The following is a 19358-nucleotide window of genomic DNA, read 5'->3' as shown; positions in this document are numbered from 1 at the left end:
CCAAACCTCGATTCGTGACCGCCGCAACAGCCTTAAACCACGACGGCGGCACCTTGGCAGGTGCCGCCGTCAATGCGGAAGCCGTGGCCCGGGGTCTCGACAAGCTCGACCACCGGCACCAGTTCAGTGGATGCTAGTCCTCCAGGTCAACCTCGCGGGCCATGGTGGCGCCGATCTCGGTCTTGATGGATTCCAGCAGTGCCTGCGGCACAGAGCTGTCAACCGTGATGAGGGCGAGTGCCTCGCCGCCTTCGGTGCGGCGGGCAACCTGCATGCCGGCAATGTTGACATTGTTCTCGCCCAGGATGCGGCCCAGGGTGCCGACCACGCCGGGGCGGTCTGCGTAGGAGATGACCAGGAGGTGGTCGCTCATGGGGATTTCCAGCTCGTAGCCGTTGACGGCGACGATCTTCTGGATCTGCTTCGGGCCCGTCAGGGTGCCGGAGACGGAGATCTGCGAATCGTCCGACAGGGCGCCGCTGATGGTCAGCACGTTGCGGTAGTCGGTTGATTCGAGCGTGGTGATCAGGTTGGTCTTGATGCCGCGCTGCTCGGCCAGGACCGGTGCGTTGACGTAGGAAACCTGCTCGGAGACGACGTCCTTGAAGACGCCCTTCAGTGCGGAGAGTTCCAGTGCCTTGACGTCGAGTGCGGCAATTTCACCGGCAACAGTGACGTCGATCTGGGTGACCGAGGCGTGGGTCAGCGCGGTAAAGATGCGGCCCAGCTTCTCGATCAGCGGGATGCCCGGGCGGACGTCGGAGGCGATGACGCCGCCGGCCACGTTCACGGCATCCGGCACCAGCTCGCCGGCCAGGGCCAGGCGCACGGACTTGGCCACGGAGATGCCGGCCTTTTCCTGTGCCTCATCGGTGGAAGCACCCAGGTGCGGGGTGGCAATGACGTTGTCGAGCTCCAGGAAGTCGACGTCGGTGGCCGGCTCCTTGACGAACACGTCAATGCCGGCGCCGGCAATGTCGCCTTCGCGCAGGGCAATGTTCAGGGCCGCTTCGTCGATGAGGCCGCCGCGGGCCACGTTGATGACGTAGGCGGTCTTCTTCATCTTCTTGAACGCCTCGGTGCTGATCATGCCCAGGGTCTCGGGCGTGCGCGGCATGTGGATCGTGATGAAGTCGGACTGCTCCAGCAGCTCATCCAGGGAGAGCAGCTGCACGCCCAGGCTGGCGGCGCGGGCGGAGGTGACGTAGGGGTCGTACGCGACGATCTCCATGCCGAAGGCCTTGGCACGCTCGGTGATGAGGGCGCCGATGCGGCCCAGGCCGATGATGCCCAGCTTCTTTTCCAGCAGCTCGGTGCCGGTGTACTTGGAGCGCTTCCACTCGCCGTTCTTCAGCGCGGTGCTGGCGGCCGGGATGTGGCGGGCCAGGGACAGGATGTGCCCGATGGTCAGTTCGGCGGCGGAGACGATGTTGGAGGTCGGCGCGTTCACAACCATGACACCTGCCTGGGTTGCAGCCTTGATGTCCACGTTGTCCAGCCCCACACCGGCACGTGCAATGACCTTCAGGTTCTTCGCTGCGGCAATGGCCTCGGCGTCAACCAAAGTTGCGGAGCGAACCAGGATCGCATCAACGTCAACAATGGCAGAAAGCAGTGCGGAACGGTCTGCGCCGTCGGCCTGGCGGATCTCAAAATCGGGGCCCAGCGCCTCGATCGTGGCGGGCGAAAGTTCCTCAGCGAGGAGTACTACGGGCTTGGTGGCTGTCACCGGTGACCTCTTTAGCTCTCAGTTGTGTTCTTGTGGGGATTTTGGTGAGTGGTTTTGGTGCTGGCGTTGCAGCAGAAAAGCCGGGTTCCAGTTTATGGGAGCCCGGCTTCGCTGCCGTAACAAAGGGCGGCCCGGACGACGCAAGCGACACACGTCACATGCCTTCCGCGGCCTGCCCCGAAGGGGAAAGCACGACGGCGCCTGCCGGGCCAGCGCGGGCCCGGCAGGCGCCGTCGTCACCTATGGGCCCACACGCCCGAGGGGCCCCGAGCAGATACGCGCCAGCGGATCTGCTCGGGCCGGTGAGTGGGGACTAGCGGGCGACGGAACCTTCGGTGTAGTCGTCGCTGTTGCTGATCCAGGAGAACAGTCCGCGCAGTTCGCGGCCGGTGGCCTCGATCGGGTGCTCTTCGCCCTTCTTGCGCAGCGCCATGAATTCCGGTGCGCCGGCATCCTGGTCGTTGATGAAGCGGGTTGCGAAGGCGCCGCTCTGGATGTCCGCGAGGACAGCCTTCATGTTTTCCTTCACCTCGGGGGTGATGACGCGGGGGCCGGAGACGTAGTCGCCGTACTCTGCGGTGTCGGAAACGCTCCAGCGCTGCTTGGCAATGCCACCTTCCCACATGAGGTCAACGATGAGCTTGAGCTCGTGCAGGACCTCGAAGTAGGCGATTTCCGGCTTGTAGCCGGCTTCGGTCAGAACTTCGAAGCCGTACTGGACCAGCTGCGAGGTGCCGCCGCAGAGGACAGCCTGCTCGCCGAAGAGGTCGGTTTCGGTCTCTTCCGTGAAGGTGGTCTCGATGACGCCCGCACGGGTGCCGCCGATGCCCTTGGCGTAGGACAGGGCAAGTGCCTTGGCGTTGCCGGTGAAGTCCTGCTCGATGGCGATCAGGTCGGGGATGCCACGGCCGGCTTCGAATTCGCGGCGCACGGTGTGGCCCGGAGCCTTGGGGGCAACCAGGGCGACGTCGACGTCGGCCGGCGGGGTGATGTAGCCGAAGCGGATGTTGAAGCCGTGGCCGAAGAACAGCGCGTCGCCGGACTTCAGGTTCGGGGCGATGTCTTCTGCGTACACGAAGCGCTGGACCTGGTCCGGGGTGAGGATCATGATCAGGTCGGCTTCAGCCGTTGCTTCGGCAACGCTGAGGACGCGCAGGCCCTCTGCCTCTGCCTTGGCGCGGGACTTGGAGCCTTCCTTGAGGCCAACGCGAACGTCGACGCCGGAATCGCGCAGGCTCAGTGCGTGTGCGTGGCCCTGGCTGCCGTAGCCGATAACGGCGACCTTGCGACCCTGGATGATGGAGAGGTCGGCATCGTCGTCGTAGTACATGTCGGTCACTGTGGAACTCCTTGAATAAGTGATGGGTGTTGCTTTGGTGAAAAGTATTGCATGGCGGCCCCGGAGGGCCATGCGCTAGGAAGCGCGAAGTGCCCTGTCGCTCATGGAGCGGGATCCCCGCCCAATGGCCAAGGTTCCTGACTGCACGATCTCCCGGATGCCGAAGGGCTCCAGGACGTTCAGCAGTGCAGCCAGCTTGTCCGCGTAGCCGGTGGCCTCGATGGTCAATGAGTCTGTGGACACATCGACCACGGAAGCCCTGAAGAGGTCTGCGGCTTGGGTGACCTGCAGCCTCGTGGCGGCGTCCGCGCGCACCTTGACCAGGATGTGGTCCCGCTGCACGGAATTCTCTGAAACAAGTTCAACGATCTTGATGACGTTGATTAGTTTATTCAGCTGTTTGGTGACTTGTTCAATCAAGTCGCCGTCGGCGTCGACCACAACCGTCATGCGCGAGATGCCCGCGTTTTCGGTGGGGCCCACGGCCAGGGAGTTGATGTTGAAGGCGCGTCGGGCAAACATGCTGGCCACGCGGGTCAGCACGCCGGGCTTGTCCTCGACCAGTACGGAAAGAGTGTGTCGTGTCATTTCTAGTCCTCCTCGTCCCACACCGGGGTCATGTTCCGGGCTACCTGAATTTGGTCGTTGCTGACGCCCGAGGGCACCATCGGCCAGACCATGGAGTCCGGGCTGACAACGAAGTCAATGATGACGGGGCGGTCGTTGATGGCAAGGGCCGCCTGGATGGTGGCGTCGATGTCCTCGACCCGCTCGCAGCGAAGTCCCACGCAGTCGTAGGCGTCGGCGAGCTTGACGAAGTCCGGCACCCGGATGCTGTCGTGGCCCGTGTTCAGGTCGGTGTTGGAGTAGCGGCTGTTGTAGAACAGCGTCTGCCACTGGCGCACCATGCCCAGGGACGAGTTGTTGATGACGGCAACCTTGATGGGGATGTTGTTGATGCGGCAGGTTGCCAGTTCCTGGTTGGTCATCTGGAAGCAGCCGTCGCCGTCGATGGCCCAGACCACGCGGTCCGGGTTGCCCACCTTGGCACCCATGGCGGCCGGAACCGAGTAGCCCATGGTGCCGGCGCCGCCGGAGTTGAGCCAGGAGCGGGTGCGCTCGTACTTGATGAACTGCGCGGCCCACATCTGGTGCTGGCCAACGCCTGCGGCGTAGACAGCCTCGGGGCCGGTCAGGGCGCCGATGCGGGAGATGACGTGCTGCGGGGACATGAGGCCGTCCTCCGGCTCAGTCCAGCCCAGCGGGTAGGTGTCGCGCAGGTTGCCCAGGAACGCCCACCAGTCGCCGAGGTCAGGGGTCCCGTTCGTGTCGAACTCGACCTTCACGGCGGCGGTCAAGTCGGGGATGATCTCCTTGACGGAGCCCACGATCGGGACGTCGGCCGTGCGGTTCTTGGAGATTTCGGCCGGGTCGATGTCGGCGTGGATCACCTTGGCGTGCGGGGCGAAGCTGCTCAGCACGCCTGTGACGCGGTCATCGAACCGGGCGCCGAGGGTGATCAGCAGATCGGACTGCTGCAGTGCGGTCACGGCCGAGACCGTGCCGTGCATGCCGGGCATGCCCACGTGCAGGGGGTGGGAGTCCGGGAAGACGCCGCGCGCCATCAGCGTGGTGACCACGGGTGCACCGGTCAGCTCGGCCAGTGCCATGAGCTCCTCGGAGGCGTTGCCCTTGAGCACGCCGCCGCCCACGTACAGCACGGGCTTCTTGGCCTCGCGGATCAGCCGGGCGGCTTCGCGCAGCTGCTTGGAGTGGCCGCGGAACACAGGGCGGTAGCCGGGCAGGTCAATGACCGGCGGCCAGGAGAAGGTCATCGGGCCCACCTGGGCGTCCTTGGCCACGTCAACCAGGACGGGGCCGGGGCGACCGGTGGAGGCGAGGTGGAAGGCCTCGGCCAGCACGCGGGGAATGTCGTTGGGGTCCGTCACCAGGTAGGAGTGCTTGGTGATGGGCATCGTGATGCCAACAATGTCGGCTTCCTGGAAGGCGTCGGTGCCGATGACGGCGCTGGAGACCTGTCCGGTGATGGCAACGATCGGCACGGAGTCCATGTGGGCGTCCATGATGGCGGTGACCAGGTTGGTCGCACCGGGGCCGGAGGTGGCGATGCAGACGCCAACCTCGCCGGTGACCATGGCGTAGCCCTGGGCGGCGTGGCCGGCACCCTGTTCGTGGCGCACCAGGATGTGGTTGAGGGAAGAAGCCATGAGCGGGTCATAGGTGGGAAGGATGGCGCCGCCGGGAAGGCCGAAGACGTCCTTGACGCCGAGCTCCTCGAGTGAGCGCACAAGCGCCTCGGAGCCGGTCATCTGGATGGGTGCCACAACATTGTTGGGACCCACGACGTCGGAGGTTGGGTTGGCGGTGCTCACGGCACCTGATCCGGTGCCTGGGTGGGCGCCGTGCCCGGAGGACTTGGCTGCCATCAGCGCTGGGCTGGCGGGCGTTCCTTTGCTCATCGGTTCTTCCTTTGGGTAACTCATCTTCTTGGGTACTTCTTCTTGGCTTGCGTTCGTTTTGGTGTGGTTCACGCAGTGATTCGAGTTGCCGCTGGTGTGTGGAAACAAAAAAACCCCTCAGCCCATAAGGCTCTCAGCGAGGGGTATGCACGTGTCGTGAGGTTCTCTCATCAAGAAATTCACTAAGGGCCATGGCCATGGGTGTGGCCATTCGCGTCACGCGCTAGCTAATGACGACTGGAAGCTTTGTTTGCATACGTGTAGTCTCCCGTTTAGCGCTCGGGAGTGTCAAACAGGCCACAGGCATATCTCACTATGTGGACGCAATGTCCACTCTGTGGGCAGGACTCTTTCGCGCCCCAAATCCGCGCCTTGCCAGGGGCCCCGTTTCAGCCGCAGTACGCGCCCGTCGAGGCGCTGTTGACGAGCTTGGCATATTTGGCCAGCACGCCCGAGGTGAACTTGGGCGGCAACGGCTGCCAGCCAACCCTGCGCGCCTCCAGCTCCGCCGAATCCACCAGCAGGTCGAAGGACCGGGCGGCAATGTCCACGCGGATCGTGTCGCCGTCGCGCACAAAGGCAATGGGCCCGCCGTCCACCGCTTCCGGGGCAACATGGCCGATGCACAGGCCCGTGGTGCCGCCGGAGAAGCGCCCGTCCGTCAGCAGGAGCACGTCCTTGCCCAGGCCCGCACCCTTGATGGCGCCGGTGATGGCCAGCATTTCGCGCATGCCCGGCCCGCCCTTGGGGCCCTCGTAACGGATCACCACAACGTCCCCGGCGTGGATTTCGCCGCGGTCCAGGGCGTCAAGCGCCCCCTGCTCACGCTCAAACACGCGGGCCGTGCCCTCAAAGACGTCCAGGTCGAAGCCTGCGCTCTTGACCACGGCACCCTCCGGGGCCATGGTGCCGTGCAGGATGGTGATGCCGCCGGTCTTGTGGATGGGGTTGTCCATGGCGCGCAACACCTTGCCGTCGGGGTCCGGCGGGTTGATGCTGGCCAGGTTCTCGGCAACGGTCTTGCCCGTGACGGTGAGACACTCGCCATGGATGAGTCCGGCGTCGAGCAGGGCCTTCATGATGACAGGCACTCCCCCAATCTTGTCCACGTCAAACATGACGTAGCGGCCAAAGGGCTTCAGGTCGCCCAGGTGCGGGACCTTGTCGCCGATCCTGTTGAAGTCGGCCAGGGTCAGCTCAACGTTGGCCTCGCGGGCGATGGCCAGCAGGTGGAGCACGGCGTTGGTGGAGCCGCCAAAGGCCATGGTCACGGCAATGGCGTTCTCAAAGGCCTCCTTGGTCATGATGTCGCGGGCCCGGATCCCCTTCCTCAGCAGGTTCACCACGACCTGGCCGGACTGGCGCGCAAACATGTCGCGCCGGCGGTCGGCGCTGGGCGGGGCGGCCGAACCGGGAAGTGACATGCCCAGTGCTTCGCCGATGCAGGCCATGGTGTTGGCCGTGTACATGCCGCCGCAGGCACCCTCGCCCGGGCAGATGGCCCTTTCAATGGAGTCCAGGTCCTTCATGCTCATCTTGCCGGCGGCACAGGCGCCCACCGCCTCGAAGGCGTCGATGAGGGTGACCTCCTTCTCCGTGCCGTCCTCCAGCTTGGCAAAGCCGGGCATGATGGAGCCGGCATAGAGGAACACGCTGGCCAGGTTCAGCCGGGCGGCGGCCATGAGCATGCCGGGCAGGGACTTGTCGCAGCCGGCCAGCAGCACCGAGCCGTCCAGGCGCTCGGCCATCATGACGGTTTCCACGGAGTCGGCAATGACCTCGCGGGACACCAGGGAGAAGTGCATGCCTTCGTGGCCCATGGAGATGCCGTCGGAGACGGAGATGGTGCCGAACTGCATGGGGAAGCCGTCGGCGGCGAAGACCCCCTCCTTGGCGCCCTGGGCCAGGCGGTTCAGGGACAGGTTGCACGGGGTGATCTCGTTCCAGGAACTGGCCACGCCGATCTGGGGCTTGCGGAAGTCGTCGTCGCCCATGCCGACGGCGCGGAACATGCCGCGGGCCGGTGTGGCGTGGATTCCGTCGGTGACAGCCCGGCTTCGGGGCTTGATGTCCGGCATGCCATCAGCAGTGCGGACTAGATCGTCATTTCGTTTCTCTGAATTGGTCTCCACGCTCATGTGCGCCAGTCTAGGACCGATTTGTGACCCCGGCCACTGTTGTGGATCGCCGGATATGTCCGGTCCATGCCGCGCAGGGGCAGGCCGCGGGCCCAGGGGCGGCCGATTGGGCGCCACCGAGGGGCCCGCCGGACCCCCTCGGGCAAAATTATTCGCCGATTTCAGCCCGCGCGATCCGCATGATTCCGCGGTTTTCGCAGGCATGGACTGTGATCCATGCCGCAAATTGGCAAAATTGGCCCATTTCGATTTCACACCTGAGGAAAAAGCCCGTATAGTTTCATGTCGTTGCGAGGAACACCGCGGACACAATCCGAAGTGGTTCTCAGCAGTGGAAAGATGCACCTCTAGCTCAATTGGCAGAGCAATTGACTCTTAATCAATGGGTTTCCGGTTCAAGTCCGGAGGGGTGCACGGGTAAAGCCGCTCCGACACTGGTAACAACCGGTGTCGGTGCGGTTTTTTACTGCACCAACAGCCGCACCTCTAGCTCAATTGGCAGAGCAATTGACTCTTAATCAATGGGTTTCCGGTTCAAGTCCGGAGGGGTGCACGGGTAAAAACCGCTCCAACGCAGGCTTCGGCCGGCGTTGGGGCGGTTTTTTTGTTGCCCGGCGCCCAAGCTGACGTCAATCCCCCAACAAGCTGCCCCGCTGCATGAGTGCGCGGCAGCGACACAAAGGAGTTTTCCATGACCGAGCGCCTTGTCCCCGGCGATGCCGCCCCCGCCTTCGCCCTGCCCAACGCCGCCGGCGGCACCACCTCACTGTCCGACTTTGCCGGCAGCAAAGTGATCCTGTTCTTCTACCCGGCGGCCATGACGCCCGGCTGCACCAAGCAGGCCTGCGACTTCCGCGACAACCTGGCCTCCCTGGCCCAGCACGGCTACCAGGTGGTTGGCATCTCCCCCGACCCCGTGGCCAAGCTGGAGAAGTTCGTGGAACGCGACGCCCTGAGCTACCCGCTGCTCAGCGACGAGGACCACGCCGTGGCCCTGCAGTACGCGGCGTGGGGCGAAAAGAAGAACTACGGCAAGACCTACCAGGGCCTGATCCGTTCCACGATCGTGGTGGATGCCTCCGGCAAGGTTGCCGTTGCCCAGTACAACGTGCGGGCAACCGGACACGTGGCCAAGCTGCGCCGCGACCTGAAGATCGACGCCGCCTGATCCCCGGCACATGCAAAAGAGCCTGGCGTCGAAACGTGTTCGACGCCAGGCTCTTTTTGACTGTGCGCAAGAGGGGACTTGAACCCCTACGCCCGAAGGCACAGGTACCTAAAACCTGCGTGTCTACCAATTCCACCACTCGCGCGGGTGCATTGAAGCATGAATCATACTACCGGCTTGCGCGCCCCTTCCCGAACACGTCCGGGTGCAGTTGCCAGCAAACTGCCAAGGAAGTCCCACTATGATGAGTGGCTGAACGTTTATGCCCGCCAAAACCAAGGAGACCCCCACCGTGCCACGCCCCACCGGAGAACTGCGACGGGTGTTCCGGCGCGCGGTGGCGGTGTCCGCCGTCGTCCTCCTTGCGGCAACCGGCTGCACGGCGGCCCCCGCCCCTGCCCCGGGGACCACGGCACCGGCCACGGCACAGGCCCCTGCCCCCACCGAGGTGTTCAACTTTGGCACGGGCTCGGACCCGCTGGGATTCGACCCGGCCCTGGTCTCGGACACGGAATCGTACCGGGTCACCCGCCAGGTACTGGAGGGGCTGCTGAGCGTTGACCCCGTGACGGGCGCGCCGGCCCCGAGCCTCGCGACGGCATGGAAGGAGCTCGACGGCGGGCTCGGCTACAGCTTCAAGCTCCGCCCGGATGTGCGCTTCCACGACGGCACCGCCTTCGACGCCCAGGCGGTGTGCACCAACTTTTCCCGCTGGTACACCATGGGCCCGGCCACGCGCGGAGACGGCTCGGTGGCCATGTTCAAGCAGGTGTTCCGTGCCTTCTCCGACGACGCCGCGAACTCGATCTACCAGGGCTGCGCCGTGGACGGGGCACTGGAGGTCACGCTGACCCTGAAAATGCCGCTCACCGGCTTCCTGCAGGCGCTGACGCTGCCCGCCTTTGCCATCTCCTCCCCCGCTGCGCTCAAGGCCGGCACGGCCAACGTCCTGGACCAGGAATTCTCCGGCAACAAGGTCTCCCGCTACGGCCTGCACCCCGTGGGCACGGGCCCCTTCACCTTCACCTCGGCCTCCTCCGGCGCCACCACCATGCGCGCCTACCCCGGATATTGGGGCACCAAGGGCCAAATCGCCACACTGAACTTCAAGACCTTTGAGCAGCCCGAAACCCGCCTTGCCGCCCTGGAGGACGGAACGCTGGACGGCTTTGACCCGGTGACGCCGGGCAACTTTGACAAGCTCATCAAGGGCGGCCGGCAGGTCCTGCAGCGCGACCCGTTCTCCGTCATGTACCTGGGGCTCAACCAAAAGGTCCCCGTGCTGGCTGACTTGAAGGTGCGCGAAGCCATTGCGGCGGCGGTCGACAAGTCCGCCATTGCCAGTAACTACTTCATTGCCGGCACGGCAACCACGGCCCAGTTCATCCCGCCCAAGCTCAGCGGCTTCAACAACGCCGTCCAGGGCATCAATTACGACCCCGCCAAGGCAAAGAAACTCCTGGAAGAGTCCTCCTACAAAGGCGAGGAACTGAAGTTCTACTACCCCACGAACGCTTCCCGCACCTACCTGCCCTCGCCGGAAAAGGTCTATGCCCAGATCGCCGCCGGGCTGACTGCCGTGGGCTTCAACATCAAACCGGTCCCGGTCCCGTGGAGCGATGGCTATGTGAACGCGATCAAGACCGGCGGCGACCACGCCCTGAGCCTGCTGGGCTGGAACGGCAGCTATGCGGACCCCGACAACTTTGTGGGCCCCATCTTCGGCACCCCGGGAGCCGAGCTGGGCATGGATGATCCCCAGCTGGTCTCCAAGATCACCCGCGCACGCAGCATGCCCAACGGCCCCGACCGCGTGGCCGCGTACGATTCCATCAGCAAGCAGCTTGCCGCCACTGTGCCGGCCGTGCCCATCGCGTTCCCCATTTCCGCCATCGCACTCTCGGACAGGGTGTCCTCCTTCCCGCTGAGCCCCGTGCTGAACGAAGTCTTCAACCACGTGGTTCTGGCGCCGAAGGCCGGCTGAGCAGCAAGCGGATTTACGCATCCAGTCCCCGCCGCGATACGCTTCTAGCGCTAGGAAGAGCCTCTACCGGAGTTGACTGTGACCTTCATTTCGAACACCAAAGACGCTGACGTCGTCCTCATCGGAGGCGGCATCATGAGCGCCACGCTGGGTACCATGCTCAAGCAACTCGAACCAACCTGGAAGATTGCGCTGTTCGAACAGCTCGACACTCCCGGATTGGAATCCTCCAGCCCGTGGAACAATGCCGGCACCGGCCACTCCGCGCTCTGTGAGCTTAACTACTCCCCGGCGGCCGCCGACGGTTCCGTCAACCCGGCCAAGGCCATCAACATCAACGAGCAATTCCAGCTCTCGCGCCAGTTCTGGGCGCACCTGGTGGACCAGTCGCTGATCGGCTCCCCCAAGGGCTTCATCAACACGGTTCCGCACATGAGCTTCGTCATTGGCGAGGCGCACAGGAAGTTCCTCAAGACCCGGCATGAGGCACTGAAGTCCAGCCCCCTGTTCGCGTCCATGGAATACTCCGAGGACCCGGCCACCATTGCCAAGTGGGCCCCGCTGGTCATGAAGGGCCGCGACCCCCAGCAGGTTGTCAGCGCCACGCGCTCAGCCGAAGGCACCGACGTGGACTTTGGCGCCCTGACCCGTGAACTCATCGGGTACATGGGCAAGAACGGCGTCGAGGTCAACTACGGCACCTCAGTGACCGATGTTGCCCGCTCCTCCGACGGCGGCTGGGACGTCTCGCTCAAGCACCCCTCCTCCGGTGAACACGGCAAGATCAAGGCCAAGTTTGTGTTCATCGGCTCCGGCGGCGGCGCCCTGCACCTGCTGCAGAAGTCGGGCATCCCCGAGGGCAAGGGCTTCGGCGGCTTCCCCGTCTCCGGCCAGTTCTTCCGCTGCACGGATCCGGACATCGCCTCCAAGCACAGCGCCAAGGTTTACGGCCAGGCTTCCGTGGGCGCCCCGCCCATGTCGGTGCCCCACCTGGACACCCGCTACGTTGACGGCAAGCGCTCACTGCTGTTCGGCCCGTACGGCGGATTCTCCACCAAGTACCTCAAGACCGGCAGCTACATGGACCTCCCCGGTTCCATCCGCCCCAGCAACCTGATCCCCATGCTGGCCGTGGGCAAGGACAACCTGGACCTGGTCAAGTACCTGGTGGGCGAGGTCACCAAGTCCCGCGCCGGCAAGGTGGATGCGCTCCACGAGTACTTCCCGCAGGCCGACGGCAAGGACTGGGAACTCATCACTGCCGGCCAGCGTGTGCAGATCATCAAGAAGGACGCCAAGAAGGGCGGCGTGCTGCAGTTCGGCACCGAGGTCATCACGGCCGCCGACGGCACCATTTCAGCACTGCTGGGCGCATCCCCCGGAGCATCCACGGCCGTGCCGATCATGATCGAACTGCTGCAGCGCTGCTTCCCGCGCAAGTTCAAGCTGGAGTGGCAGGATTCCCTGCGCTCCATGATGCCCACCTACGGCACCAAGCTCAACGACGATGCCGAGCTGTTTGAAAAGAGCCTGGCTGCCACGGCGGCCTCACTGCAGTTGAAGTAACACCTGCCGTAAGGACAGCCCCAAGGCCCCGGGGCCTGGACGCAAGCGACATGAAGCACTGGGAGTGGTTTGATGTTTAATTTGGCCAAAATGTCCTTGGGCAACCGGGCGCTGATTGCCCTGGTCACCATCTTTGCGGTGGTGTTCGGGGTGATCACGCTCGGCTCCTTGAAGCAGGAACTCATCCCCAGCATCGACTTCCCGCAGACCACAGTGGTCTCGGCCATGCCGGGCGCCTCCCCCGCGGTGGTGGACAAGCAGGTCAGCGAGCCACTCGAGGCTGCACTGAACGCGGTGGAGGGGCTGGAATCCAGCACCTCCACCTCGCGCAGCGGCGTCTCCACCATCAACCTCTCCTTCGCCTACGGCACCAACCTGGACCGTGCCCGGAACCAGATTGACCGGGCCATCTCCAACGTCAGCGGCCGGCTGCCCGACGGAGTCCAGCCGCAGCCCATTGCCGGCAGCATCGCCGACTTCCCCATCGTCTTTTTGGCAGTTTCCTCGGATGCGGACCTTGCCGCCCTGAACACCCAGCTTCAGGCGACGGCCGTGCCCCGGCTCATGAAGATTGACGGCATCCGCAGCGCCGATGTCAGCGGCGCCAACTCCCAACACATCCAGATCCTGCCGGACCCCGCCAAGATGGCCGCCGCCGGAGTGAACCCCGGCTCCATCGCCACCGCGCTGAAGAACAACGGCACGCTGATCCCGGTCGGGACGCTGGACACCGACGGCCTGACCCTGTCCATCCAGGCCGGCAGCCCCGTGGACTCGCTCGACGCCGTCAAGGCCCTGCCGCTTTCCGGTTCCACCGCCGACGGCGCGGCCCCGACGATTGCCCAGGTGGCCGCCGTCGCCCTGGCCGATGACCCCACCACCTCCATCACGCGCACCAACGGCGAGCCCACGCTGGCACTGTCCATCACCAAGAAGCCCGCCGCGGACACCGTGACCCTCTCGCACCAGGTCAACGAGGTGCTGCCGGAAATCGCCGCCGCGATGGGCAACAACGTCCAGTTCACCACTGTCCTGGACCAGGCGCCCTTCATTGAAAAGTCCATCCACGACCTCACGGTGGAGGGACTGCTGGGGCTTGGCTTCGCTGTCGCGGTCATCCTGGTCTTCCTGATGTCGGTGCGCTCCACGCTGGTCACCGCCATCTCCATCCCGCTTTCTCTGCTGGTGACGTTCATTGGCCTGTGGGCCACGGGCTACTCGCTGAACATCCTGACCCTGGGCGCGCTCACGATTGCCATTGGCCGGGTGGTGGATGACTCCATTGTGGTCATTGAGAACATCAAGCGGCACCTGAGCTACGGCGAGGACAAGAAGACAGCCATCCTGGCCGCCATTCGCGAGGTGGCTGCGGCCATCACGGCTTCGACACTGACCACCGTGGCCGTGTTCCTGCCCATCGCGTTTGTGGGCAGCCTGGCCGGCGAGCTGTTCCGTCCCTTCGCCCTCACCGTCACCTTTGCGCTGATCGCGTCGCTGCTGGTCTCGCTGACCATTGTGCCGGTGCTGGCGTACTGGTTCCTGAAGTCCCCCGCGCCGGCTGGCTCCGCCGCTTCCGCTTCCACTTCCACTTCCGTGGACGACGGCGGCACCGCCCTGAGCGGGCAGGCGCTGCTGAGCGCCGTGGAGGAGAAGGAACGCGGCTCCCGCCTGCAGCGCGGCTACCTGCCCATCCTGGCCAAGACGCAAAAGCACCCCGTCATCACGCTCGTGGCCGGCGGCGTCATCCTGCTGGCCACACTCGCCATGACCCCGCTGCTGCCCACCAACTTGCTGGGCGACACCGGGCAGAACAGCATCAGCATCCAGCAGGACATGCCCCCGGGAACCAGCCTGGAGGTCACCAACGAGGCCTCCAAGAAGGTCGAGGCCGTGCTGGACGGCATTGACGGCATCACCGATGTCCAGGTGACCGTGGGCAACGGCTCCGGCGGCTTTGCGGCCCTGCTGTCCTCGGGTGCGTCCAGCGCTTCCTTCCAGGTCATCACCAACCCCGATGCGGACCAGGTGGCGCTGAAGGACAAGGTCCTGACTGCCATTGACGGCATCAAGGATGCAGGCACCATCAGCCTTGGCTCGCAGGGCGGCGGCTTCGGCACCTCCAGCACAGTGGACATCACCGTCAAGTCCTCAACGGGCGATGAACTGCAGGCAGCCAGCGACGCCCTGGTCAAGGCCATGACCGGCCTGCCAGGGGCCCAATCGGTCTCCAGCAACCTCAGCGGCACCCAGCCCGTGGTCCAGGTCAGCGTGGACAGGGCCAAGGCCGTGGCCGCGGGCCTGGACGAGCAGCAGATCACGGGCCTGCTCGCCGCCACCGTCAGCCCCATCCCGGGCGGCACGGTGCGCATCGACACCACCGACTACCGGGTGCAGATTGGCCTCGGCACCAAGTTTGATTCCGTGGCAGCCCTGGCCGCCGCCCAGGTTCCCACGGCAGCCGGGCCCGTCCCGCTCTCCGCCGTGGCCACCGTCAAGGAAGTCCAGACGCCGCTGACCGTCACCTCCTCCGACGGCCAGCGCACCGCCACCGTCTCCGTCACGCCCGAGGGCGACGCCCTGGGCTCGCTCAGCGCCGAGGTCTCCAAGCGCCTGGATGCGACAACCCTGCCGGCCGGCACCATTGCATCCATTGGCGGTGCGGCCACGCAGCAGGCGGAGTCGTTCCAGCAGCTGGGGCTGGCCATGCTGGCGGCCGTTGCCATTGTCTACGTGATCATGGTTGCCACGTTCAAGTCGCTCATCCAGCCGCTGATCCTGCTGGTGTCCATCCCGTTCGCCGCAACCGGCGCCATTGGCCTGCTGCTCATCACCCGGGTCCCGTTGGGCCTGCCGTCCCTGATCGGCATGCTGATGCTGGTGGGCATTGTGGTCACGAACGCCATTGTGCTCATTGACCTCATCAACCAGTACCGCCAGCCGTCCGGGGACAGGCCCGCCATGAACGTGGCCGACGCCATTGAACACGGTGCCCGTCAGCGCCTGCGCCCCATCCTCATGACGGCCCTGGCCACCATCTTTGCCCTGACCCCCATGGCTCTCGGCCTGACGGGCGGTGGCGGTTTCATCTCGCAGCCGCTGGCCATTGTGGTGGTGGGCGGGCTGGTCTCCTCCACGGCCCTGACGCTGATCCTGGTGCCTGTGCTGTACCGCCTGGTGGAGGGCCGCAAGGAAAAGCGCGATCTCATCAAGGCGCTCAAGGTGGTCCACACACCCACCCCGGAATCCGGCGCGGGTTCCTCCGGCGGTGCAGGAACGGACTCCGCCAATGAGTTTCAGGACTGGACCACGGGTGCCATCCCGAAGATCCGCGGCCGCCGCGCCGCGGACTGAACAGCCGTCAACCCCGGCCTAATCCAGCGGCAGGGTGGGCCCGAACGCGAGCTTTGGCACGAAGTACAGGGCCACCGCGGCAACCAAGGCGGTGACACCGCAAATGGTCCACACGAGCATGTAGCCCTCGATCGGGGCCGCCGTGCTGCCCGCCCCGGGTGTCAGTGAGCCGAGGGCCTGGCCGGCCAGGGCGATGCCGAACACGCACGAGGCGAAGGCGCCACCCAGGGTCTTGGTGGCGTTCGTCAGCCCGGTGGCCATGCCCGTCTGGGTCAGCGGGGCTGCCGCCGCGGCGGCCGAGGGCAGGGCCGCCACAAGGGCGCCGCTGCCGATGCCGGCAATGGCCATGTTGGTCAGCACCTGCGCCATGGAATCGTGGAAGGGCAGGAACAACAGGTAGCCCACAGCGACAAGGAGGGCCGCCCCCATCAAGGTGAGTCTCGGCGTCGTCCATTTGGTGACGACCGGGTACAGGAGCGCGCCGACCAGCAGGCCCAGGACGTAGACGCCAATCAGGATCGAGACAAGGCCCGAGCTCACGCCGAGGCCGTAGCCAACCTCGGCGGGGTCGGTGCGGGCGAACGTGGACAGCGGGGCCTGCGCACCGAGCACGGAGACGCCGAACAGGAACGCGGTCAGCTGGACCGGCCACATGCTGGGCTGACGGAGCAGGCGGATGTCCACGAGAGGATCCTTGTGGCCCAGTTCGTGGCGCGTGAACGGCACGAGTGAGAGGATGCCCAGCACGACGGCGGCCCATGCCCACCAGGTGCCGGGGCCGTTGATGCGCATGAAGGTCAGGCCGGCCGTGATGAGCAGCAGGCCGGTCGAGAGCATCGTCAGCCCAACCATGTCGATGCGGCCGCCCGTGCGGTTCTCGGATTCGGGGACGCCGAACAGGATCACGAAGAAGCAGAGGGTGACCGCGATGGCAGGGATCATGAGTGTGAGCCACAGCTTGTCCGGGAAGGCGCCGCCAATGAAGCCGCCGGCGAGGGCGCCGGCAATCACGCCGAACTCGAGGCCGGCCACGAGGATGCCGGCCGCCCTGCGGGTGACCGCGGCGCCGTCGGGCTGCTTGTGTGAGCGGCTGAAGATGAGTGCGACTTCCAGCGGCAGCCAGACCACGTAGAAGCCCTGCAGCGCCCAGGCGGCCAGGAACAACCAGAAATTGGGGGCAAAGGCCACGCCCCACGAGGCTGCCGCGGTCAGTGCCGTGGAGATGAGCAGAATCTTGCGGTGGCCCACCATGTCGCCCAGCTTGGCGAGCACCGGCACCACCAGGGCGCTGACCATCAGCTGGGCCGCCTCGAACCAGTTGACGTCGGCGTCGTGGATGCCGAGGAACCGGGCAATGTCCGTCAACAGCGGCGTGTAGTAGCCCTGCAGGATGCCGCTGGTGAGCTCCACCAGGACCAGGAAGCCCACAATTGCGCCGGCGGTGGGCGCCAACCTGACGGAGCGCCCGGCCACGCCGCGCTGCAATGAAGCCATGGGATTCCTTTTCATCATGTGTGATGTGCGCAACACACCCTTGATGAGCATACTAATACCCGCCGGTAGCTTTTGGCTCCGCCCGCCGCAATGAGCCGCAGGACACCTCGGGAACATATTGGCCACCCCTGAGGTTGGCAGGTATATTAGATACAAACGCATATATCTTGCGGAGACCCCGCGGGACAAAAGGAGCACACCATGCAGTTCGGAATCTTCAGTGTTGGCGACATCACCATGGACCCCACCACGGGCCGCACGCCGACCGAGCACGAGCGCCTGAAAGCCATCACCACGATCGCCAAGCACGCCGAAGACATCGGCATGGATGTGTTTGCCACGGGCGAGCACCACAACCCGCCGTTCTACCCCAGCTCCCCCACCACCATCTTGGCCTACATCGCAGCGCAGACGGAGAAGATCATCCTCTCCACCTCCACCACGCTGATCACCACCAACGACCCGGTCAAGATCGCCGAGGACTACGCAACGCTCCAGCACCTGGCCGAAGGCCGTGTTGACCTGGTGCTGGGCCGCGGCAACATGGGCGCCGTGTACCCCTGGTTCGGCAAGAACAACCAGGACTCCGTGGAACTGACAGTGGAAAACTACGCCCTGCTGCGCCGCCTCTGGGACGAGGAAGTGGTGAACTGGGAAGGCAAGTTCCGCACACCGCTGCGCGGCTTCACATCCACGCCCCGCCCGCTCGACGGCGTCGCCCCGTTCGTGTGGCACGGCGCCATCCGCACGCCCCAGGTGGCGGAGATTGCCGCCTACTACGGCGACGGATTCTTCGCCAACAACATCTTCTGGCCCAAGGAGCACTACCAGCAGCTGATCGGCCTCTACCGTGAGCGCTACGCACACTACGGCCACGGAACACCGGAACAGGCCATGGTTGGCCTGGGCGGGCAGTTCTTCATCCGCAAGAACTCGCAGGACGCCGTCAACGAGTTCCGCCCGTACTTCGACAACGCACCCGTCTACGGCCACGGCCCGTCCATGGAGGACTTCACCTCGCAGACGCCGCTGACAGTGGGCAGCCCGCAGGAACTGATCGAAAAGACGTTGACGTTCCGCGACTACTTTGGCGACTACCAGCGCCAGCTGTTCCTGGTTGACCATGCCGGCCTGCCGTTGAAGACCGTCCTGGAACAGCTGGACCTGTTTGGCTCAGAGGTCCTGCCCACGCTGCGCAAGGAGTTTGCGGCCAACCGCCCGGCGGACATCCCGGAGGGCCCCACGTTCGAGGCCCGCCGTGAGGCCGCCCGGGCCAAGGCTGCCACCGCTTCCACAACCGCTGCAGGGGTGAACTGACATGTCCGCCGCCGCGCACCGGAAACTGGCCACGGATGCCTGGGAATCGCTGTTGCGCACCCAGGTGGCCGTGATGCGGGAGCTCCAGAAGGAACCCAGCTTCAAGGCCCTCGGCAGCAGGGAGTACGACGTGCTCTACAGCTTGTCCCGCTGCCCCAGCGGCTGGCTGCGCCTGAATGAACTCAACGACCATGTGTTGCTGACGCAGCCAAGCATCTCCCGCATGGTGGACCGGCTCGAGGCCCGTGGGCTGATCCAGCGCAAGACACCCGAGGACGACAAGCGCGGCGTGCTCATTGGGCTGACAGAGGAGGGCGCTGCACTGCAAAAGCAGGTGGGCCGGGCGCATGTGCGCAACATCCTTGAAGTCATGGATGCCGCGCTCACCGACGATGAGATGCGCACATTGCTGGAGCTGACCGGCAAGCTGGGCGAATCGGTGGCGGGACACAAATAGTCCCCGGCGTTTCTCGCCACAGTTTGACGCAGTTGGGCCCCGATCTCCTTGGATCGGGGCCCTTTTCCGTTGCGGTTGGGTTAGGGGTGTTGTTGTGGGGTGAGGCCGTGGTGGTAGGTGTTGCGGCGTGGGGTTTGGGTGTGGTCGATGATCCAGGGTGGTGTGAACCAGGGGGTGCCGTTGATGAGCTGGATGCTCCAGTCGCTGGTGTGGAGCAGGGTGTGGTGGTGGCTGCAGAGCAGGCAGCCGTTCTCAACGCTGGTTTCCCCGCCTGCCTGCCAGGGGATGATGTGGTGGGCTTCGGTCCAGGTGGCCGGACTGGTGCAGTCCGGGAA

14 protein-coding genes and 3 tRNA genes are annotated in these 19358 nt (G+C 65.1%); 9 read left to right on the top strand and 8 right to left on the bottom strand.

The annotated features are described in order from the left end of the window. Positions 1–14 precede the first annotated feature (14 nt). The gene (locus PCK14_RS17315) at positions 15–137 is read left to right on the top strand and encodes a hypothetical protein (RefSeq protein ID WP_269939763.1); all 123 of its coding nucleotides are present in this window, start codon (positions 15–17) and stop codon (positions 135–137) included. Here the strand turns inward: PCK14_RS17315 and serA are convergent. The 5 genes from serA to ilvD all read right to left on the bottom strand — a co-directional run bounded on the left by serA (position 134) and on the right by ilvD (position 7626). Beyond that, on the bottom strand, positions 134–1729 hold the full coding sequence (gene serA, locus PCK14_RS17310) for a phosphoglycerate dehydrogenase (protein ID WP_269939762.1): 1596 nt from the start codon (positions 1727–1729) through the stop codon (positions 134–136). The genes PCK14_RS17315 and serA overlap by 4 nt on opposite strands. A 313-nt stretch (positions 1730–2042) precedes the next feature. Then, on the bottom strand, positions 2043–3068 hold the full coding sequence (ilvC, locus tag PCK14_RS17305; RefSeq protein ID WP_269939761.1) for a ketol-acid reductoisomerase: 1026 nt from the start codon (positions 3066–3068) through the stop codon (positions 2043–2045). Between the two features lie 75 nt (positions 3069–3143). After that, on the bottom strand, positions 3144–3656 hold the full coding sequence (gene ilvN / locus PCK14_RS17300; protein WP_269939760.1) for an acetolactate synthase small subunit: 513 nt from the start codon (positions 3654–3656) through the stop codon (positions 3144–3146). Between the two features lie 2 nt (positions 3657–3658). Next, a complete protein-coding gene (locus PCK14_RS17295) occupies positions 3659–5548 on the bottom strand; it encodes an acetolactate synthase large subunit (protein WP_269939759.1) in 1890 nt (629 codons plus the stop codon). A gap of 389 nt (positions 5549–5937) precedes the next feature. Next, entirely contained in the window at positions 5938–7626 is a 1689-nt protein-coding gene (gene ilvD / locus PCK14_RS17290) for a dihydroxy-acid dehydratase (protein WP_269939792.1), read from the bottom strand. 401 nt (positions 7627–8027) lie between these two features. Between ilvD and PCK14_RS17285 the strand changes: the two genes are divergently transcribed. The 3 genes from PCK14_RS17285 (at position 8028) to bcp (ending at position 8854) form a co-directional block, all read left to right on the top strand. Next, positions 8028–8100: transfer RNA gene (locus PCK14_RS17285), tRNA-Lys, on the top strand. 66 nt (positions 8101–8166) lie between these two features. Further along, positions 8167–8239: transfer RNA gene (locus PCK14_RS17280), tRNA-Lys, on the top strand. A gap of 138 nt (positions 8240–8377) precedes the next feature. Next, entirely contained in the window at positions 8378–8854 is a 477-nt protein-coding gene (gene bcp / locus PCK14_RS17275; protein ID WP_269939758.1) for a thioredoxin-dependent thiol peroxidase, read from the top strand. Between the two features lie 63 nt (positions 8855–8917). Here bcp and PCK14_RS17270 read toward each other — a convergent pair. Then, positions 8918–8999, bottom strand: a tRNA-Leu gene (locus PCK14_RS17270). 147 nt (positions 9000–9146) lie between these two features. On the opposite strand from PCK14_RS17270, the gene PCK14_RS17265 reads away from it, so the two are divergent. The 3 genes from PCK14_RS17265 to PCK14_RS17255 all read left to right on the top strand — a co-directional run bounded on the left by PCK14_RS17265 (position 9147) and on the right by PCK14_RS17255 (position 15755). Further along, the gene (locus PCK14_RS17265; RefSeq protein ID WP_269939757.1) at positions 9147–10838 is read left to right on the top strand and encodes an ABC transporter substrate-binding protein; all 1692 of its coding nucleotides are present in this window, start codon (positions 9147–9149) and stop codon (positions 10836–10838) included. A 78-nt stretch (positions 10839–10916) separates the two neighbouring features. Further along, on the top strand, positions 10917–12404 hold the full coding sequence (locus tag PCK14_RS17260; protein WP_269939756.1) for a malate:quinone oxidoreductase: 1488 nt from the start codon (positions 10917–10919) through the stop codon (positions 12402–12404). A 72-nt stretch (positions 12405–12476) separates the two neighbouring features. Beyond that, positions 12477–15755 carry an efflux RND transporter permease subunit gene (locus PCK14_RS17255; RefSeq protein ID WP_269939755.1) on the top strand — a complete coding sequence of 1093 codons (3279 nt, stop codon included), beginning with the start codon at positions 12477–12479 and terminating at the stop codon, positions 15753–15755. A gap of 18 nt (positions 15756–15773) precedes the next feature. On the opposite strand, the gene PCK14_RS17250 is transcribed toward PCK14_RS17255, so the two are convergent. Continuing rightward, entirely contained in the window at positions 15774–17249 is a 1476-nt protein-coding gene (locus tag PCK14_RS17250) for an MFS transporter (protein WP_269939754.1), read from the bottom strand. A 201-nt stretch (positions 17250–17450) separates the two neighbouring features. Between PCK14_RS17250 and PCK14_RS17245 the strand changes: the two genes are divergently transcribed. Together PCK14_RS17245 and PCK14_RS17240 are read left to right on the top strand one after the other, a co-directional pair. Beyond that, positions 17451–18566 (top strand): LLM class flavin-dependent oxidoreductase, encoded by a 1116-nt coding sequence (locus tag PCK14_RS17245; RefSeq protein ID WP_269939753.1) that lies wholly within the window; start codon positions 17451–17453, stop codon positions 18564–18566. 1 nt (position 18567) lies between these two features. Continuing rightward, entirely contained in the window at positions 18568–19023 is a 456-nt protein-coding gene (locus tag PCK14_RS17240) for a MarR family winged helix-turn-helix transcriptional regulator (RefSeq protein WP_269939752.1), read from the top strand. Positions 19024–19103: 80 nt separating this feature from the next. Here PCK14_RS17240 and PCK14_RS17235 read toward each other — a convergent pair. Beyond that, the coding region (locus tag PCK14_RS17235; protein ID WP_269939751.1) for an HNH endonuclease at positions 19104–19358 on the bottom strand (255 nt) is incomplete at its 5' end.

It is taken from the genome of Arthrobacter sp. HY1533 (genome assembly GCF_027568515.1).
GTDB lineage: Bacteria > Actinomycetota > Actinomycetes > Actinomycetales > Micrococcaceae > Specibacter.
This window is presented reverse-complemented; position numbering and strand designations above follow the sequence as displayed.